18 protein-coding genes are annotated in these 15,716 nt (G+C 73.3%); 9 read left to right on the top strand and 9 right to left on the bottom strand.

Features of this window, described 5'->3' with window-relative positions:
• Positions 1-61 precede the first annotated feature (61 nt).
• From J4709_RS42935 to J4709_RS42925, 3 genes are all read left to right on the top strand, one after another.
• Positions 62-748 carry an endonuclease V gene (locus J4709_RS42935; protein ID WP_208250826.1) on the top strand — a complete coding sequence of 229 codons (687 nt, stop codon included), beginning with the start codon at positions 62-64 and terminating at the stop codon, positions 746-748.
• A gap of 168 nt (positions 749-916) precedes the next feature.
• Positions 917-1,486 (top strand): TetR/AcrR family transcriptional regulator, encoded by a 570-nt coding sequence (locus J4709_RS42930; protein ID WP_208250825.1) that lies wholly within the window; start codon positions 917-919, stop codon positions 1,484-1,486.
• Positions 1,487-1,587: 101 nt separating this feature from the next.
• Positions 1,588-2,349, top strand: a complete 762-nt coding sequence (locus J4709_RS42925) for a glucose 1-dehydrogenase (protein ID WP_208250824.1) — start codon at positions 1,588-1,590, stop codon at positions 2,347-2,349.
• Positions 2,350-2,410: 61 nt separating this feature from the next.
• Here J4709_RS42925 and J4709_RS42920 read toward each other — a convergent pair whose 3' ends face one another.
• On the bottom strand, positions 2,411-3,784 hold the full coding sequence (locus tag J4709_RS42920) for an amidase (RefSeq protein ID WP_307802046.1): 1,374 nt from the start codon (positions 3,782-3,784) through the stop codon (positions 2,411-2,413).
• Between the two features lie 73 nt (positions 3,785-3,857).
• On the opposite strand from J4709_RS42920, the gene J4709_RS42915 reads away from it, so the two are divergent.
• The 4 genes from J4709_RS42915 to J4709_RS42900 all read left to right on the top strand — a co-directional run bounded on the left by J4709_RS42915 (position 3,858) and on the right by J4709_RS42900 (position 6,489).
• A complete protein-coding gene (locus J4709_RS42915; RefSeq protein WP_208250822.1) occupies positions 3,858-4,418 on the top strand; it encodes a TetR/AcrR family transcriptional regulator in 561 nt (186 codons plus the stop codon).
• A gap of 336 nt (positions 4,419-4,754) precedes the next feature.
• Positions 4,755-5,348 (top strand): hypothetical protein, encoded by a 594-nt coding sequence (locus tag J4709_RS42910; protein ID WP_307802045.1) that lies wholly within the window; start codon positions 4,755-4,757, stop codon positions 5,346-5,348.
• A 111-nt stretch (positions 5,349-5,459) separates the two neighbouring features.
• A complete protein-coding gene (locus tag J4709_RS42905; RefSeq protein WP_208250821.1) occupies positions 5,460-5,930 on the top strand; it encodes an SH3 domain-containing protein in 471 nt (156 codons plus the stop codon).
• Positions 5,931-5,991: 61 nt separating this feature from the next.
• The gene (locus tag J4709_RS42900; RefSeq protein ID WP_208250820.1) at positions 5,992-6,489 is read left to right on the top strand and encodes a DinB family protein; all 498 of its coding nucleotides are present in this window, start codon (positions 5,992-5,994) and stop codon (positions 6,487-6,489) included.
• Here the strand turns inward: J4709_RS42900 and J4709_RS42895 are convergent.
• On the bottom strand, positions 6,486-7,829 hold the full coding sequence (locus J4709_RS42895; protein WP_208250819.1) for a sensor histidine kinase: 1,344 nt from the start codon (positions 7,827-7,829) through the stop codon (positions 6,486-6,488). The genes J4709_RS42900 and J4709_RS42895 overlap by 4 nt on opposite strands.
• Positions 7,826-8,512, bottom strand: a complete 687-nt coding sequence (locus tag J4709_RS42890; protein WP_173099590.1) for a response regulator transcription factor — start codon at positions 8,510-8,512, stop codon at positions 7,826-7,828. Before J4709_RS42890 ends, J4709_RS42895 begins: the two co-directional genes overlap by 4 nt.
• 39 nt (positions 8,513-8,551) lie before the next feature.
• On the opposite strand from J4709_RS42890, the gene J4709_RS42885 reads away from it, so the two are divergent.
• Positions 8,552-9,058, top strand: a complete 507-nt coding sequence (locus J4709_RS42885) for a hypothetical protein (protein ID WP_208250817.1) — start codon at positions 8,552-8,554, stop codon at positions 9,056-9,058.
• Positions 9,059-9,066: 8 nt separating this feature from the next.
• On the opposite strand, the gene J4709_RS42880 is transcribed toward J4709_RS42885, so the two are convergent.
• The 6 genes from J4709_RS42880 to J4709_RS42855 form a co-directional block, all read right to left on the bottom strand.
• Positions 9,067-9,828 (bottom strand): DeoR/GlpR family DNA-binding transcription regulator, encoded by a 762-nt coding sequence (locus tag J4709_RS42880; RefSeq protein ID WP_208250816.1) that lies wholly within the window; start codon positions 9,826-9,828, stop codon positions 9,067-9,069.
• A gap of 29 nt (positions 9,829-9,857) precedes the next feature.
• The gene (pdxA, locus tag J4709_RS42875) at positions 9,858-10,859 is read right to left on the bottom strand and encodes a 4-hydroxythreonine-4-phosphate dehydrogenase PdxA (RefSeq protein WP_208250814.1); all 1,002 of its coding nucleotides are present in this window, start codon (positions 10,857-10,859) and stop codon (positions 9,858-9,860) included.
• 4 nt (positions 10,860-10,863) lie between these two features.
• On the bottom strand, positions 10,864-11,982 hold the full coding sequence (locus J4709_RS42870) for a four-carbon acid sugar kinase family protein (RefSeq protein WP_208250812.1): 1,119 nt from the start codon (positions 11,980-11,982) through the stop codon (positions 10,864-10,866).
• Complete coding sequence (locus J4709_RS42865) at positions 11,982-12,986, bottom strand: 2-keto-3-deoxygluconate permease (protein ID WP_232384902.1); 1,005 nt, start codon at positions 12,984-12,986, stop codon at positions 11,982-11,984. Before J4709_RS42865 ends, J4709_RS42870 begins: the two co-directional genes overlap by 1 nt.
• Positions 12,987-13,168: 182 nt before the next feature.
• Positions 13,169-13,573: a hypothetical protein gene (locus J4709_RS42860; protein WP_208250810.1), complete on the bottom strand. Its 405-nt coding sequence runs from the start codon at positions 13,571-13,573 to the stop codon at positions 13,169-13,171.
• An 11-nt stretch (positions 13,574-13,584) separates the two neighbouring features.
• Positions 13,585-14,136: a hypothetical protein gene (locus J4709_RS42855; RefSeq protein WP_208250808.1), complete on the bottom strand. Its 552-nt coding sequence runs from the start codon at positions 14,134-14,136 to the stop codon at positions 13,585-13,587.
• 232 nt (positions 14,137-14,368) lie between these two features.
• Here J4709_RS42855 and J4709_RS42850 point away from each other — a divergent pair, with 232 nt between their 5' ends.
• A complete protein-coding gene (locus tag J4709_RS42850) occupies positions 14,369-15,706 on the top strand; it encodes an MFS transporter (RefSeq protein ID WP_208250806.1) in 1,338 nt (445 codons plus the stop codon).
• Positions 15,707-15,716: the final 10 nt, after the last annotated feature.

Below are 15,716 nucleotides of genomic sequence, written 5' to 3'. Positions count from 1 at the left end.
TCCGCCCTTGATCGTTCCCTCACCGTAGCCGGTGCCGGTGAGGGCGGTAGCGTGCCGGTTCATGGAGGTACGCGACCTGCACCCGTGGCCGTCCACGCCGGAGGAGGCGGAGGCGATCCAGGACCGGCTGCGCCCGATGCTCGAACTGGACGTCCCCGGTCCCGCGAACCCGCGCACGGTCGCGGGCCTGGACGTCTCGTACGCGGGCGACGGCGGCGGGACCGGGGCCCGGCTGGCCGCCGCCGTCGTGGTCCTGGACGCGGCGACCCTGGCGGTCGTGGAGGAGTCGGTCGCGGTCGGGACGGCGGCGTTCCCCTACGTCCCTGGCCTGTTCGCGTTCCGCGAGCTGCCCACGCTGCTGGACGCGCTCCGGAACCTGGAGACCACGCCCGACCTGCTCGTCTGCGACGGGTTCGGGGTCGCGCACCCGCGCCGGTTCGGGCTGGCGTGCCATCTCGGGGTGCTGACCGGCCTGCCGGCGATCGGGGTGGGCAAGACCGCGTTCGTCGGGACCCACGACGCGCCGGGCCGGCGGCGCGGCGACGCGAGCCCGCTGGTGGACGGCGGTGAGGAGGTCGGCCGGGTGCTGCGGACCCGCGACGACGTCAAGCCGGTGTTCGTGTCGGTGGGGCACCGCACCGACCTCGACTCGGCGTGCCGCGACGTCCTCGCGGTGACACCCGAGTACCGCCTTCCGGAGACGACTCGCAGGGCGGACCGGCTCTCCCGCGACGCACTCGGAGGCTGATGGGGCGCGGCGGCGCCTTCCTCGACGTCGGCGCGGTGAGATGGCAGGCTCTTCGGTAACACGCGGCGGCCGGCCCCGGCCGTCCGCGCACACCGCTGGACGGCGCCCATGCAACAACGGCCCACGGACCCCCGGCCCACGGACCCCGGGCCCGCGCAACCCGGGCCCATGCGTCCGCGCCCGATGCGGGCCGACGCCCGCCGCAACTACGAGCGGCTCATCAGCACGGCCCGCGCCGCGTTCATGGAGCACGGCACGAACGCGTCCCTGGACGACATCGCGCGGCGCGCGGGCGTCGGGTCCGGGACGCTGTACCGGCACTTCCCCACCCGCGACGACCTGCTGCACGCGGTGCTGCGGGAGCGGATCGAGGGGCTGCTCGCGCACGCCGCCGAGGCGATGCGCGAGCCGGACCCGGACGCGGCGCTGGTGGCCTGGCTGCGCGGCTACCTGGACGGCGCGATGTCGCCGCGCGGCACCTCGTCGGTGCTCATCGAGGCGATGTCGCCGCGGTGGTCGGCGACGCGGCTCGGCACAGCGGCGGAGGCGATCCGCGACGCGGTCGGCGGGCTGCTGGAGCGCGCGCAGCGGGCGGGCGCGATCCGCGCGGACACCGACGCCGCCGACCTGCTGCGGCTGACGAACGCGATCGGCGTCGCGGCCGAGCGCACCCGGGATCCCGCCGGGTACGCGGACCGGATGCTGGTGCTGCTGTTCGACGGCCTGCGCGCGCGCTGACCCGCGCCCCGGCCCCGGGGCCGCCTTGTTCGCCGAACCAAGCGTTCGCTAGTTTGGTGACGCGCCGCGGGCGCGGTCGCCGCTGGGAACGAGGAGCGTTGATGGGGCAGCTTGACGGCAAGGTGGCGCTGATCACCGGAGGTGCGCGCGGCATGGGCAAGGCCCATGTGAAGCGCTTCGCCGCCGAAGGCGCGAAGGTCGTGTTCGGCGACGTCCTGGAGGAGGAGGGCGGCAAGCTCGCCGCCGAACTCGGGGACGACGTCCGGTTCGTCCGGATGGACGTGACGTCGCCCGACGACTGGGCGAACGCCGTCGGCACCGCGACGTCCACCTTCGGCGCGCTGAACGTCCTGGTGAACAACGCCGGCATCATCCGCTACAAGACCATCGAGGACATGTCCCTCGACGAGTTCCGGCAGATCATCGACGTCAACCTGATGGGCCAGTGGCTCGGCGTGAAGTCGGTGACGGCCGCGATGCGCGAGGCCGGCGGCGGCTCGATCATCAACGTCTCCTCCACCGAGGGCTTCGTCGGCGCGGACGGCCTCGCCGCCTACAGCGCCAGCAAGTTCGGCGTCCGCGGCCTCACCAAGTCCGCGGCCCGCGAGCTCGGCGAGTACGGGATCCGCGTCAACTCCATCCACCCCGGCGGCATCATCACCCCGCTGTTCATGCAGGACGACATCATCGCCGCCAAGGCCGACAGCGCCGACGCGCTCATGAAGGCGCTCCCCCTCGGCCGGATGGGCAAGACCAAGGAGGTGTCCGGCCTCATCGTCTACCTAGCGTCGGACGACTCGTCGTACTGCACCGGCAGCGAGGTCCTCGTCGACGGCGGCCTGCTGACCGGCGCCGGCTACTGAGACGCGCCGGGCCGCCGGTGACGGATCGGACCCCCTTCACCGGCGGCCCGGCGCGGGCCTTTCAGGGACGGCGCTGCGTCCACCTCTCGACGGCCTCCAGCTGGGCCGCCAGCGAAATGAGCGTCGCCTCGTCGGAGTCGTGCCCGAGGAGCTGAGCCCCGATCGGCAGACCGTTCTTGGTGAATCCCGCCGGGACGTTCACACCGGGCCACCCGAGCACATTCCACGTCCATGCATAAGGGCACGCCGCCGCGACGCCCGACTGCGTCTTCTGGTATCCGGCGCCGTCGAACGCGCCGACCTTCAACGGCGGCTGCGCGGTCGTAGGCGTCAGAACCACATCGGCGTACCGGAAGATGCGGCCGACCTTCCTGCGCAGGTACGGGTCCATCTTCTTGGCCAGCGGCAGCAGCCGCTTCCCCAATGTCCGCCCGATCCGCGCCTCGACCTCCGTCCGCGCCTCCGGCCGCGGATTCGGCATCGAGTCGAGCCATTCCGCGACGCCGACCGTCCCCCGCGGAACGAGCCCGAGCCCCACCAGCCCGTAATCGGGATCGGCCGGAAAGACCTTGTGCCCCAGCTCCGTCAAACGCCGCGAGAGCCGCTCGACGGCCTCCCGGATCTCCGGGTCCAGCTTCCCGCTCACACCGAAAGCCGTCCGGTACGAAACGGCGATGCGCAACCGCCCCGGCTCCCTACGCGTCGCGTCCACGAAAGGCAGCACCGGACGTCCCACCTGGTAGACGTCCTCCGGGTGGCTGCCCGAGAGCACGTCCAGCATCAACGCCGCGTCCTTGACGCTCCGCGCCAGCGGTCCCCAAACGGTGATCCCGTTGAACGGATCCGTATGGGGAAAGCCGGAGACCCGCCCCCGCTGCGGCTTGATGCCGACCAGGCCCGTCCACGCCGCCGGAATCCGGATCGACCCGGCCCCGTCGGACCCGACCGCGCCCGCGACCATCCCCGCCGCCACCGCCGCCGCCGACCCGCCCGACGACCCGCCCGGCGTGTACTCCGGGTTCCACGGGTTCCTTGCGACCCCGTACTCCGGCGACTCGCTGAACGGCCACAACCCGATCTCGCACGTCGTCGTCTTGCCCACGATGACCGCGCCGGCCGCCCGCAGCTTGCGCACGACCTCCCCGTCCCGCTCCACCGGCCGGTGATCGCCGGCCACCGCGAACGGCGTGGTCTCCCCGGCGATGTCCGTGTCGTCCTTGATCGCGACGGGCACCCCGAGCAGCGGGAGCCGCTCCTTCTCGGCCAGCCGCTTGTCGGCCTCCCGGGCCTCCTCCACCGCGGCCTCCCGGACGACCCGGAACGCGCCGAGCGACTCCTGCCGCCGGATGCTCTCCAGCGACGCCTCCACCAGTTCCACGGAGGAGACCTCGCCCTTCCGCAGCGCGTCCGCCTGACCGGCCAGACCCAGCTCCACGCCAACCTCCGGTGTGTCGTTCGTTCGAACGAACGATAGCGTCCGCACCGGGTTTACGGAAGACTGGGCGGTAATGAGCGCCCGCGAGCAGATCCTCAACGCCACCCTCCGCCTGATCGGTGAGCAGGGCATCGGCGCCGTGACCAACCGCGCCGTCGCCCGGGCGGCCGGCGTCTCCCTCGGCTCCCTCACCTACCACTTCCCCAGCCAGGACGAACTGCTCCGCGAGGCGCTGCGCGCCTTCGTCGACGCCGAGATCGCCCGCATCACCGCCTACGCCGAGGACCTCCGCGAATCGGGCATCGCCCCGGTCGACGCCGCGGACCTGGTGGAGAAGGCCGTCGTCGACTTCGCCTACGGCCCCGAGCAGATCGCCAACCTGGAACTGCACCTGCACGCGGCCCGCGACCCCGCCATCCGCGACACCTCGGCCCGTTCCGTCGAGGCCTACGACCGGCTCGCCACCGCCGTCCTCACCGCCCTCGGCATCCCCGACGCCGAACGCCACGCCCCCGCGGTCGTCGCGATGCTCTACGGCCTCGCCGTCCGCCGCCTCGCCACCGGCGACACCGCCGCCACCGGCACCGCCGACGCCTTCCGCCTCCTCCTCCTCGGCGCCCTCCCCCGCGACTGAGAAAGGCCTCCGGCCCGCACGGCCCCAGAGCGGGGTAAACGGGGCCGTGCGGGCCGGAGACCTGTCTCAATCAGGAACCTCAGTCGACGTTCGCTCTGCTCTCCGCCTGTGCACCTCCGCCGTCTTCCGATGTGAACACCCCCAACGCTAAGCCGCCCCCGCCCACCCCAGAACCCCCTTAAGCCTCACTTAGGGAACCGCTGAGCCACCCTTATTCACGGCTACTTCGGGAGATCTGTGACCGTGCGCGCTACTGACAACGGTGTGTGGGATCCGTTCGGGACGCTTCGGCGGGGACTTTGGATTGGGGGTGGGCAGTGGGCCGGGAAAACCACCGTGGCCAGGCTGCTGGCCGTTCGGTACGGGCTGACCGCTTACCACTACGACTACCACGACGCGCGGGGTCACGATGATCGGCGGGTTGCGCGGCGGGTCAGGCTTGGACAGTCGCCCGATGCGCCTGATCCTGATGCCACGTGGGTGAACACCAATCCGCAGGAGATGGCTGCTGAGACCCTCGCCGGGTTTCCCGTCCGCTTCGAATGGGCCTTGGACGATCTGCGCGGGCTGGTCTCCGGGCGTCCTATCGTCGCCGAAGGGTGGGGGCTGCGGCCCGAGCTGGTCGCGCCGATCATCGACTCGCCCCGCCGGATGGTCGTCATGGTGCCGACCGAGGGGTTCCGCGAGCGGCAGCTGCGCGAACTGCCCCGGACCGCCACGGTCGGGCACGGCGTCAGCGACCCGGCCCGGGCCCAGCGCAACCGGCTCGGCCGGGACCGCCTCGTCGCCGACGACGCCGCCCGCTCCGCCCGGCGCCTCAGCATCCGCGTGATCGAGGTCGACGGCACGCAGGATGCCGATGCCGTTGCCGACATCGTCGCCGACCACTTCCGCCCCTACCTCCCACCCCTGGAAGATCGCGGACATTGACCGGCGATCTCCGGTGCATGGAAGGGAAGCCTGGCGGTCGGTGCTGTCACTTTGAGGTTGCTATCTGTCACTCTGTGTAGCGTTCGCGTGTCGGTTCGCAGGGAGGTACAGATGCACGTAGGGATCAAGGTCGGCGCGGGGCTGGTCGGTGTCGTGCTCGGCGGGACGGCGCTGGGCGCCGGCGGGGCGGCGAGTGCCGGCGAGCAGCCGCCGCCGCGGCCCGCGCAGGTGAAGCCGCCGCATGGCGGGGAGGAGGGGCACGGACCGGGGGCGATCAAGGTCGGGGCCAAGGGAGCCGCGCAGGCGATGCACCGGCTGATGGTGCGCGACGAGCTGCGGCAGCGGTGGTGCCACGGCCGCGTCCTCCCGTCGGACGGGCTGAACCTGCGGGAGGGGCCGGGGGTGCGGTACCGGGTCGTCCGCATCCTCAAGCACGACAGCCAGGTCACCACGGACTGGGACACCGTCCAGCGCAGGGACGGGTACCTGTGGGTGCGGCTCCCGGACAAGTTCTGGATCGCCGACTACAAGACCGGCAACGGGAACGGCAAGTGGTACATCGGGTACTCCGACTGCCACTGACGCGGTGGCGGGGGCCGGTGCTCCGGGCGGGCGCCGGCCTCCGCGCTGGTACGGTGCGGCGATGAAGGATGTGCCGTTCCTCGGCGATGAGAAGGAAAGCCTGAAGGCGAGCCTCGACCGGCACCGGGACGTGGTGCTGTGGAAGCTCGAAGGACTCGACGAAGAGCGGGCGCGGCGGCGGATGACGCCGTCCGGCACGAGCCTGCTGGGGCTGACGAAGCACCTGGCGGCGATGGAGTACTTCTGGTTCTGCCACACGTTCGGGCGGGAGACCGAGCCCGTGCCGCTGGACGACGACGACCCGGAGATGGACCTGCGGGTCGAGGCGGACGAGACCGCCGAAGGAATCATCGCGTTCTATAAGCGGGCGCGGGCGGGTGCGGACGCGGTCATCGACGAGCTGGACGTCGACTCGACCGGCACGGCCTGGTTCGGCCCGACGGTGTCGCTGCGCTGGGTGCTGATCCACATGATCGAGGAGACCGCGCGGCATACCGGGCACATGGACGTCGTCCGGGAGCTGATCGACGGGACGACGGGCGACCACGTGCGGGACTAGGTGCGCGAATGGCGGCGCCGGACCAGCCGGCGGGAGCGGCGGGCCGGCGGCAGCCACTTGGTGCGGAACCACATCTGCACCTGCGCGCCGCCGAGGACGCTGCGGTGGATGCGCAGGTAGCCGCCGGTGGACTCGGCGGCGCGGCGGGCGATGTCGAGGCCGAGTCCGGTGGAGCCGCCGCCGCTGCTGCCGCGCTTGAGGGCGGCGTCCGGGTCGGTGATGCCGGGGCCGCCGTCGGCGACGAGGATGCCGGTGACGCCCTGCCCCTGGTGGAGGGTGACGACGAAGCCGGTTCCCTCGGCGGTGTGCCGGAAGACGTTGCCGAGCAGCGCGTCGACGGCGGCCGCGAGCTCCGAACCCGGCAGCGGCAGGGGCGCCGGGCCCTCGGCGCCGATCAGCTCGCAGGAGCGGCCCTCGTCCTCGGCGAGCACGGACCAGAACCCGACGCGGTCGCGCAGCACCTTGGACGCGTCGCAGCTGCCGCGCCCGGTGGGGCGCCGGACGGTCCGGATGATCTGGTCGACCTCGCGTTCGAGCCGGTCGACGGCCTCGCGGGTCTGGTCGGGGACGGGGCCGTGGCCGAGCGCCTCGGCGTTGAGGCGCAGCGCGGCGAGGGGGGTGCGCAGCCGGTGCGACAGGTCGGCGGCCATCTCCCGTTCGGCGGACAGCAGCTGGACGACGTGGTCGGCCATCGCGTTGAACGCCAGGCCGGCCTCGATCAGCTCGGGCGGGCCGTCCGGTTCGATGCGGACCGACATCTCACCGTCGCCGAACGCGGCGGCGGCCTCGGCGAGCCGGCGGGTGGAGCGGATCATCCGGTTGCCGAGCCGGTCGGCGACGCCGACGGACCCGGCGACGAGCGCGGCGGCGACGGCGGTCATCACCAGCCACGCCTTCCACACCCCGCGGGTGAGGTCGCCATCGGGCAGGAAGACCTCGATGACGGCGGTCCGGCCGGCGTCCAGCGACACCGGCTGCAGCAGCGCGTACCCGCCGGAGACGCGCGCGGTGTAGGAGCGGCCGCGGCGGCCCGCCTCCATGAGCTGCTCGGTTCCCGCCGCGGGGTCGCCGGGTTTGCGCTTCGGGACGAGCGTGCCGTCCGGCATGTGCACGGTCATGCGCCCGGCGGCGCCGGCCTGGGTGCTGGCGACGGCGCGTTCGAGGGCGGCGGGGTCCTCGGTGACGACGAGGACGGGGCCGAGCGCGCTGGCCTGCCGTTCGGCGGTGGTCAGGGCCCGGTCCCGGGCGATCTCCCGGACGGTCAGCGCGAGCGGGATGAGGAAGGCCAGCGCGACCATCGAGGTGACCGCGAGGGACACCAGGACCAGCGTGCGTCTCATGCGCGGGGGCCGGGCTCGGCCAGCCGGACCCCGACGCCCCGGACGGTGTGCAGGTAGCGGGGTTGCGCGGCGGTCTCGCCGAGCTTGCGGCGCAGCCAGGACAGGTGGACGTCGATGGTCTGGTCGTCGCCGTAGGCCTGCCGCCACACCTCGGCGAGCAGTTCGCGGCGGGCGACGACGCGGCCGGGCCGGGCGGCGAGGTAGGCGAGCAGGTCGAACTCGCGGCGGGTCAGCTCCAGCGGCGCGCCGTCGAGGCGGGCCTCGCGGCGGTCGAGGTCGATGTGCAGGCCGCCGACGCTGATCTCGGCGGCGGGGCCGGACCGCGCGGAGCGGCGCAGCACCGCGGCGAGGCGGGCGCTGAGGTGCTCGGCGGAGAACGGTTTGATGAGGTAGTCGTCGGCGCCGGCGTTGAGCAGCCGGACGATCTCGGGCTCGTCGTCGCGGGCGGTGGCGATGATGACCGGGACGTCGGACACGCCGCGCATCATCTTCAGCACCTCGGCGCCGTCGAGGTCGGGCAGCCCGAGGTCGAGGATGACCACGTCCGGCGGCGACTGGGTGACCTCGCGGAGCGCGTCCATCGCGGTGCCGGCGCTGCGCACGACGTGCGAGCGCGCGCTGAGTTCGCGGATCAAGGCGGTACGGACGTTCGCGTCGTCCTCGATGACCAGAACACTCGCCATGCCGGAACCGTATGCCACCATGTGTCGATGCGTCGGGCGATGTCGTATGTTGCCCCGTGGGCGGTCGCGACCGCGGTGGCGGTGGCGCTGTCCTGGCTCGGGGTGCGCGGTGTCGTGCGCGGCGCGGTGTCGGAGCGGTCGGCGCCGCCGCCGATCGCGGGCCCGGTGATCCACGGCAGCCCGTCGACGCTGCCGGGTCCGCCGACGAGCGTCGGGTCCCCGACGTCGGCGCCGAGTCCGGCGGCGGGCGAGGACCAGGGCCCGACCCCCAGCAGGTCGCCGTCGCCGTCGCCGTCCGGGAAGCCCACCAAGCCGAAGCCGTCCGGCAACGTGCGCAGTTTCGCGACGCGCGGCGGGCAGGCGGCGCTGGCGTTCACCGGCGGGCGGGTGAAGCTGGTGTCGGCGACGCCGAACCCGGGGTATGAGACGCGCGTGACGGAGGCGGCGGGCTGGCTGCGCGTCGACTTCCTCACCGACGCGCACACCTCGTCGGTCGTGGCGACCTGGGACCAGCGCCCGCCCACGGTCAAGGTCTACGAGTACTGACCACCGCGCTACGGGACGGCGATGGTCACCGTGACCTCCTCGCGCGCCCGGAACGGAGCCAGCTGCTCCCCGGTCGCGCCGGAATCGGTGATGAGCGTCCAGGGCCGGTCCAGCGGCGTCCACCAGTTGCTCTCGGCCCGGCCCAGCTTGGACGCGTCGGCCAGCACGCACACCTCCCGCGCCTGCTCGACCATCAGCCGCTTCAGCGACGCCTGCTCGGCGGTCCCCTCGCACACGCCGCGCCCGGCCACCACGCCGTCCGCGCCGAGGAACACCGTGTCGACGGTGATCGCGCGCAGCGCGCCCTCGGCGAGCGGCCCGATCATGCCGAGGCTGACGTGCCGGACGGCGCCGCCGAGCGCGACCAGCTCGACGCCCGCGCTGTCGGCCAGCGCGTCCAGCGCGGTCAGCCCGTTGGTCACCACGGTGATGCCGGCCCAGGACGCGAGCCGGGACGCGAGCGCGCCGACCGTCGTGCCCGCGTCCAGCAGCAGCATCGCGCCCGGCCGGACGCGCGCCTCGGCCGCCGCCGCGATCGCGGCCTTCTGCGCGAGCGCGAGCCGTTCCCGCTCGTGCAGCGGCTGCTCGCCCGGCGCCGCCGACAGGGCGCCCCCATAGGTGCGCACCACGGCGCCCTCGTCGCTCAGCACCTGCAGGTCGCGCCGGATCGTGGACGGCGAGACGGCGAACGCCTCCGCCATCTCCTCCACCCGCACCGGCTGCTCCCGCAGCAGCCGCGCGATGCGCTCGCGCCGCTCCTCGGCCTTCACCACGCCTCCCTCTCCCGGCTCTCCGGCGGTTAGCCCTCCGACCGGGCGGGGGCCAGCTCGACCGCCTGCCGGATCGCCTCCAGCATGCTCGCGTGGTCGGCCTCGCCCGTCCCGGCGATGTCGAAGGCGGTCCCGTGGTCCACGCTCGTCCGGATGACGGGCAGGCCCACGGTGATGTTCACCCCAGCTTCCAGCCCCATGACCTTGACCGGCCCGTGCCCCTGGTCGTGGTACATCGCCACGACCAGGTCGAAGTCGCCGCGCACCGCGCGGAAGAAGACCGTGTCGGCGGGCAGGGGCCCGCGCGCGTCGATCCCGTCGGCGGTGAGCCGCTCGATCGCGGGCACGATCTTCGCCTCCTCCTCGCCGTGGCCGAACAGCCCATTCTCCCCCGCATGCGGATTGATGCCGCACACCGCGATCCGCGGCTCGGCGACGCCCGCCTTGACGAGGGTCGCGTGCCCCCGCCGGACGGTCCGCTCGACCAGGCCCGGCTCGATCCGCTCGACCGCGTCGACCAGGCCGATGTGCGTGGTCACGTGGATGACCTTCAGCTTCGGCGCGGTCAGCATCATCGACACCTCGTCGGTACCGGTCAGCGACGCGAGCAGTTCGGTGTGCCCGGGGAACCGGTGCCCGGCGGCGTGCAGCGCCTCCTTGTTCAGCGGGGCGGTGCAGATGGCGTCGATGCGCCCCTCCACGGCCAGCCGGACGGCGCGCTCGATGAACCGGTAGGCGCCCTCCCCCGCGGTCGCGCTGAGCTCGCCGAACGGCAGGTCGGCGGGGATGCAGTCGAGGTCGATGACGTCGACGGTCCCCGGCTCGAAGGCGGCGTCCTCCGGGCCGTCCACGGTCCGCACCGCCAGGCCGGTGCCGGTGATCTCGACGGCCCTGCGCAGCCGCGCGGCGTCGCCGACGACGAGCGGCCGGCTGCCCCGCCGCACGTCCGGGTCCGCCAGCGCGCGCACGACGACCTCGGGCCCGACGCCCGCCGCGTCCCCCATGGTGATCCCGACGATCGGGCGTTCCATTGCCTCACTCCTCCTGATCGGAAACGGCGCGCAGCACGCGCGCCAGCGTCTCGCGGTCGCCGAACGCGCCCGCCTTGGTGACGAACAGCGCGTCCGTTCCCGGCACGCGCGAGGCCACCACCCCCGGTTCCGGCTCCCCCACCGGCCGCAGTTCGGACGCGCCGAGCGCGGCCAGCACCGCCCGCGCGGTCTCTCCCCCGGTCGCGGCCAGTACTGCCGCGTCCGGCGCGGCGGCCGCGGCCGCCTGCGCCAGCGCCCGCGCGGTGGCGAACGCCCGGCTTCGGTCGACGGGCGCGTCCGGGTCGACCGAAAGGACGACGTCGCCCCTGGTCAGCGCGTCGCGGACGGCCTTGCCCGCTTCGTCGGGCCCCGGCCCGTCCGGACGCAGCGTCACCGGCGTCCAGCCGGCCTCGATCAGCGCGAGCCGCTGGGACCGCGCGAGGTCGGAGTAGCTGCCGACGACGACGAGCGACGGGCCGCTCTTCGCGCGGACGGCGCGCGGCGCGCGGGCTCGTCCGGCGAGCGCGGCGGTGACGCCGCCGGACCCGACCAGCAGCGCGCCCTCGGGGACGGCCGCGGCGACGGCGTCGAGGTCCGCGTCGGTCTCGCCGTCGCAGACGATCACACCGCCGGTTTGCGCGAAACGCGCATCGAGGCCCGGTTCGCGCAGTTGCGCGAGGCCCATCGTCCGGACGCGCATCCCGGCCTCGCCCAGCAGCGCCGCCACGTCCCCGCCGTGCCGCCGCTCCGGCAGGGGCCGGCCGTCGACGTGCACGACACCGCCCAACGTGGTGCGTCCCGTCGCCGGGAACGCGGGCGCGACCACGACGAGCCGCGCGCCGAGCGCTTCCGCGGCGGCCGCGACCTCTGCCGCGACGTGCCCCCGCAACGTCGAGTCGATCTTCTTGACGACCCGGGCTCCGGCCCGCTCCGCCCGCCGCACGGCCGCCCGCACCCGCGCCCGCGCGACCTCCGGCGGCGCGTACCTGCTGTCGGTGTCGGCGGCGACCACGCACGCGTCCGGCCAGGCGTTCTCCGGGTCGAGCGCGACGGCGGCGCCCGCGAACGCGACCACGCTGTCGGCGGCGCCGGTCAGGTCGTCGGCGACGATCACCGTCCGCATCACACCGCGCCGCCTTCCCCGTCGCGCACCGGGCCGTCCGCCCGTTCCTCCTCGCGGTGCCGTACCAGGCTCGCCCACCAGGCCGTCACGATCGGCACCAGGATCGCGGTGACCACGACCGCCGCCGCGACCAGCACGGTCGCGTGCGCGGCGGCGTCCTTGTAGGCGGGGTTGGCGCCGGCCACGATCGCCGGGACCGCCGCGGCGTTGCCCGCCGTGGACGCCGCGGCGAGGCCCGCCACGCCGCTGCCGCCCGTCAGCCTGTCGGCGGTGAACAGGATCGCGCCGCTGAAGACGACGACCGCGACGCCGAGCCCGAGGCCGAGCAGCCCGGCCGTCCAGACGCTCTTGAGGTCGATGCCGGCGCCGAGCGCGAAGGCGAAGAACGGGATGAGCACCGGGGCCGCGCCGCCGAGCCAGCCGCGCATGTCGCGGTCCAGGTTGCCGAGGATCGCGCCGACCAGCAGCGGCAGCAGCGCGCCCACCAGCGTCTGCCACGGGAACGCCGACAGCCCGGCGACGCCCAGCGTGACCATCGTCAGGAACGGCCCGGACTCGATCGTCAGGATCGAGTACGCCGCGACGTCCTTCGGCTTGCCGAACTGGCCCATCAGCGCCATGTACAGCCCGCCGTTGGTGTCGTTGATCGCCGCGACGACCGCCAGCGTCGAGATCCCGGCGAAGAACCCGCCGCTCACCGGGCCCTCGCCGAGGAAGTGCCCGAGCACCAGCCCGACCAGGATCGACGCGACGACCTTCGAGGCGAACAGCGCGCCGCCCTTCTTCACGATGTAGGGCGTCGCGCGCACGTCGATGCTGGCGCCCATGCACACGTAGAAGACCGCGAGGATCGTCAGCGACCCGCTGAACAGCGCGCCGGTGAACGACCCGAAGTAGCCGCCCGCACTCGGGAACAGCGTGTGCACGACCGCGCCGAGGAGCAGCGGGACGATCATCATCCCGCCGGGGACCCGCTCCAGGCTCTTCTTGATCGGCACTTGCATGGCGCACTCCCGTGACGACGCTTCCCGGGACCGCGCGTCCCGGTGACACCAGGGAGCATACTGCGCGTTCTGCGCAGAATAACCATTCACTTTGCGCACAACACGCGAGCGGGGATGGGGCGGAGCGCACGCGAAAGGGCGGGCGGTCCGTGTGCTGGACCGCCCGCCCCTGTCGGCGCCGCCTACTGCTGGCTCTTCTTGAACATGAAGTAGCCGGAGATGAGGCGGTACGCGCCGTAGAGCATGGGGCCCCAGGCGACGATGTACACGCCGCCGCTCGGCCCGGACGCGTTGCTGTAGGTGATCAGCGTGATGAGCAGGCCGCCGAGGAACCAGGCGGCGCCGAAGCCCATGCCGCGCTTGCCCTTGGTGTCCCAGATGCGCCGCTGCTCGTCGCTGACCTGCTGGTAGTGCGGCGCCGACTGCTCGTGCGGGGCCGGCGGGGCGGACTGCTGGTAGTGCGGTGCCTGCTGGTTGTGCGGTGCCTGCTGGTTGTGCGGTGCCTGCTGGTAGTGCGGTGCCTGCTGGTAGTGCGGGGGCGTGGGGGCGGGCGGAGGCTGGACGGCCTCCGGCTGCGGCTCGGTCATGTGCTCTCCCCTCAGCTGACCGGGCGGCCGTGCGAGCGCGCCTCGGCGATGATGCGGTCGATGAAGGCGTCCCGGCCGCCGGCCAGCAGCAGCGGGACGGGGATGGTCGTGCCCTGGCGGCCCTCGACCTTGTAGCCGGCGACCTTGCCCTCGTCGCCCTGCTTGCGCTTGTAGACGGCCTTCACCGCGGCGAGGTCGCCCCAGGCGATCACCAGCGGGCCGCTGCGGCGCCGCGCGACCAGGCCGCCCTCGAACAGGTACGTCGCCCGCGAGCCGACGGTCAGGCCGCGGATCGCGTACACGGCGCCCCAGATGAAGCCCATCAGCAGGACGAAGTGGATCGGGTACGCCAGCGAGTGGACCCAGGAGAAGACGTCCATGGAGCCCGGGATCAGCGAGAGCAGCCACATGAGCAGGGCGCAGACCACCGCGGTCACGCCGCCGGTGATGACGGCGGCCGTCGCGGTGACCTCGCGCCGCACGTCGCAGAGTGCGCCGAACCCGTGCCGGGCGGCCGCGCCGGCCACGTCGTTCGGGGGGATCGTCGTCGCCGCCCCGTCCATCAGGTCCTCCGATCGGTGACAGAGCCTCAGCGAGCACGATGGCAGGCGGCGGTACACGTCCGGTATACGCGCAGGACGGCCCGGCACCGCCATCACTCAGACATTATTGTCTGTTTGTGGCGCCGTCAACGCCGCCGGTGACGGAAAGCGGTTTCCGGACGGCCCGCCCGGGGAATCCCCGAGATCACGAACGGCAGGGACCGGCGGGGGCGGTCGGAAAGGGACGGCTCCCATGACCCTGGATCCCGGGGACGCGGCGCGGGCCCGCGCGGCGGGCGGCGACGAGCGGCGGCGGCAGGTGCGGCTGGCCGCGGTGTCGAGCGTGATCGGCACCTCGATCGAGTGGTACGACTTCTTCCTCTACAACACCGCGGCGGCGATCGTCTTCAAGGACGTGTTCTTCCCCGAGTCGAGCGACTACGCGGGGACGCTGTCGGCGTTCGCGACGTACGCGGTCGGGTTCGCGGCGCGGCCCGTCGGCGCGGCGATCTTCGGGCACTGGGGCGACCGGCTCGGCCGCAAGGCGATGCTGATCGTCACGCTGGTGCTGATGGGCGTGTCCAGCGCGCTGATCGGGGTGCTGCCCGGCACGGACTCCATCGGCGCCGCGGCGCCGGTGCTGCTGGTGCTGCTGCGCGTGCTGCAGGGCATCGCGGTCGGCGGCGAGTGGAGCGGCTCGGTGCTGCTGTCGATGGAGTGGGGCGACCGGCGGCGCAGCGGGCTGATGGCGAGCCTGCCGCAGATCGGCGTGCCGATCGGGCTGATCCTCGGCACCGGCATGATGACGGCCATCGCGCTGTCGGCGGACAAGGCGTTCGGCGACTGGGCGTGGCGCGTGCCGTTCCTGTTCAGCCTGGTGCTCGTCGCGGTCGGGCTGTTCGTGCGGGTCCGGGTGATGGAGACGCCGCTGTTCGCCGAGGTCGTGGCCAGGAAGGAGGTCTCCCGGGTCCCGGTCGCCGAGGTCGTCCGCAAGCACCCGAAGGAGATCATCCTCAGCGCGCTGCTGCGCTGCTCGGAGCAGATGCCCTTCTACATCTTCACCTCGTTCGCCCTGACCTACATCCACAAGGACCTCGGGATGAGGCAGGGCCTCGCGCTCAGCGCGGTGACGGCGGCGGCGGTGCTGGAGCTGTTCACGATCCCGGCGGCCGGGCATCTCGGCGACCGGATCGGCGGGCGGCGCGTCTACGCCGTCGGGTCGCTGCTCATCGCCGTCATCGCGTTCCCGTACTTCGGGCTCGTCAACACCAAGGCGGCGGCGCTCGTGGTGATCGCCGTGGTCGTGGCGCAGATCCCGCACGCGGTGCAGTACGGGCCGCAGGCGTCGCTGATCGCCGAGAGCTTCCCGACCCGGCTGCGGTACGGCGGGGCCGGCATCGGCTACCAGCTCGCATCGGTGATCGCGGGCGGGCCGGCGCCGCTGCTGGCGACGTGGCTGCTGCACGACTACGGCTGGTGGGCGATCGCGGTCGCGATGATCGTGTCGTCGGTGCTGACGCTCGGCGCGCTCGCCTTGCTGCCGGACCCGGCGCGGGCGCGGGCCGTCCGGGAGGCGGGCGCCCCCACCTGACCGTCCCCGC

Origin of the sequence: Actinomadura violacea (assembly GCF_017573465.1) — a bacterium.
GTDB lineage: Bacteria > Actinomycetota > Actinomycetes > Streptosporangiales > Streptosporangiaceae > Spirillospora > Spirillospora violacea.
This window is presented reverse-complemented; position numbering and strand designations above follow the sequence as displayed.

What these genes read in the sequence shown, in the direction of transcription:
- J4709_RS42935 (WP_208250826.1), top strand. Translation starts at nt 62, where the DNA reads ATGGAGGTACGCGACCTGCACCCGTGGCCGTCCACGCCGGAGGAGGCG.
- J4709_RS42930 (WP_208250825.1), top strand. Translation starts at nt 917, where the DNA reads ATGCGTCCGCGCCCGATGCGGGCCGACGCCCGCCGCAACTACGAGCGG.
- J4709_RS42925 (WP_208250824.1), top strand. Translation starts at nt 1,588, where the DNA reads ATGGGGCAGCTTGACGGCAAGGTGGCGCTGATCACCGGAGGTGCGCGC.
- J4709_RS42915 (WP_208250822.1), top strand. Translation starts at nt 3,858, where the DNA reads ATGAGCGCCCGCGAGCAGATCCTCAACGCCACCCTCCGCCTGATCGGT.
- J4709_RS42905 (WP_208250821.1), top strand. Translation starts at nt 5,460, where the DNA reads ATGCACGTAGGGATCAAGGTCGGCGCGGGGCTGGTCGGTGTCGTGCTC.
- J4709_RS42900 (WP_208250820.1), top strand. Translation starts at nt 5,992, where the DNA reads ATGAAGGATGTGCCGTTCCTCGGCGATGAGAAGGAAAGCCTGAAGGCG.
- J4709_RS42895 (WP_208250819.1), bottom strand. Translation starts at nt 7,829, where the DNA reads ATGAGACGCACGCTGGTCCTGGTGTCCCTCGCGGTCACCTCGATGGTC.
- J4709_RS42890 (WP_173099590.1), bottom strand. Translation starts at nt 8,512, where the DNA reads ATGGCGAGTGTTCTGGTCATCGAGGACGACGCGAACGTCCGTACCGCC.
- J4709_RS42885 (WP_208250817.1), top strand. Translation starts at nt 8,552, where the DNA reads ATGTCGTATGTTGCCCCGTGGGCGGTCGCGACCGCGGTGGCGGTGGCG.
- pdxA (WP_208250814.1), bottom strand. Translation starts at nt 10,859, where the DNA reads ATGGAACGCCCGATCGTCGGGATCACCATGGGGGACGCGGCGGGCGTC.
- J4709_RS42870 (WP_208250812.1), bottom strand. Translation starts at nt 11,982, where the DNA reads ATGCGGACGGTGATCGTCGCCGACGACCTGACCGGCGCCGCCGACAGC.
- J4709_RS42865 (WP_232384902.1), bottom strand. Translation starts at nt 12,986, where the DNA reads ATGCAAGTGCCGATCAAGAAGAGCCTGGAGCGGGTCCCCGGCGGGATG.
- J4709_RS42860 (WP_208250810.1), bottom strand. Translation starts at nt 13,573, where the DNA reads ATGACCGAGCCGCAGCCGGAGGCCGTCCAGCCTCCGCCCGCCCCCACG.
- J4709_RS42855 (WP_208250808.1), bottom strand. Translation starts at nt 14,136, where the DNA reads ATGGACGGGGCGGCGACGACGATCCCCCCGAACGACGTGGCCGGCGCG.
- J4709_RS42850 (WP_208250806.1), top strand. Translation starts at nt 14,369, where the DNA reads ATGACCCTGGATCCCGGGGACGCGGCGCGGGCCCGCGCGGCGGGCGGC.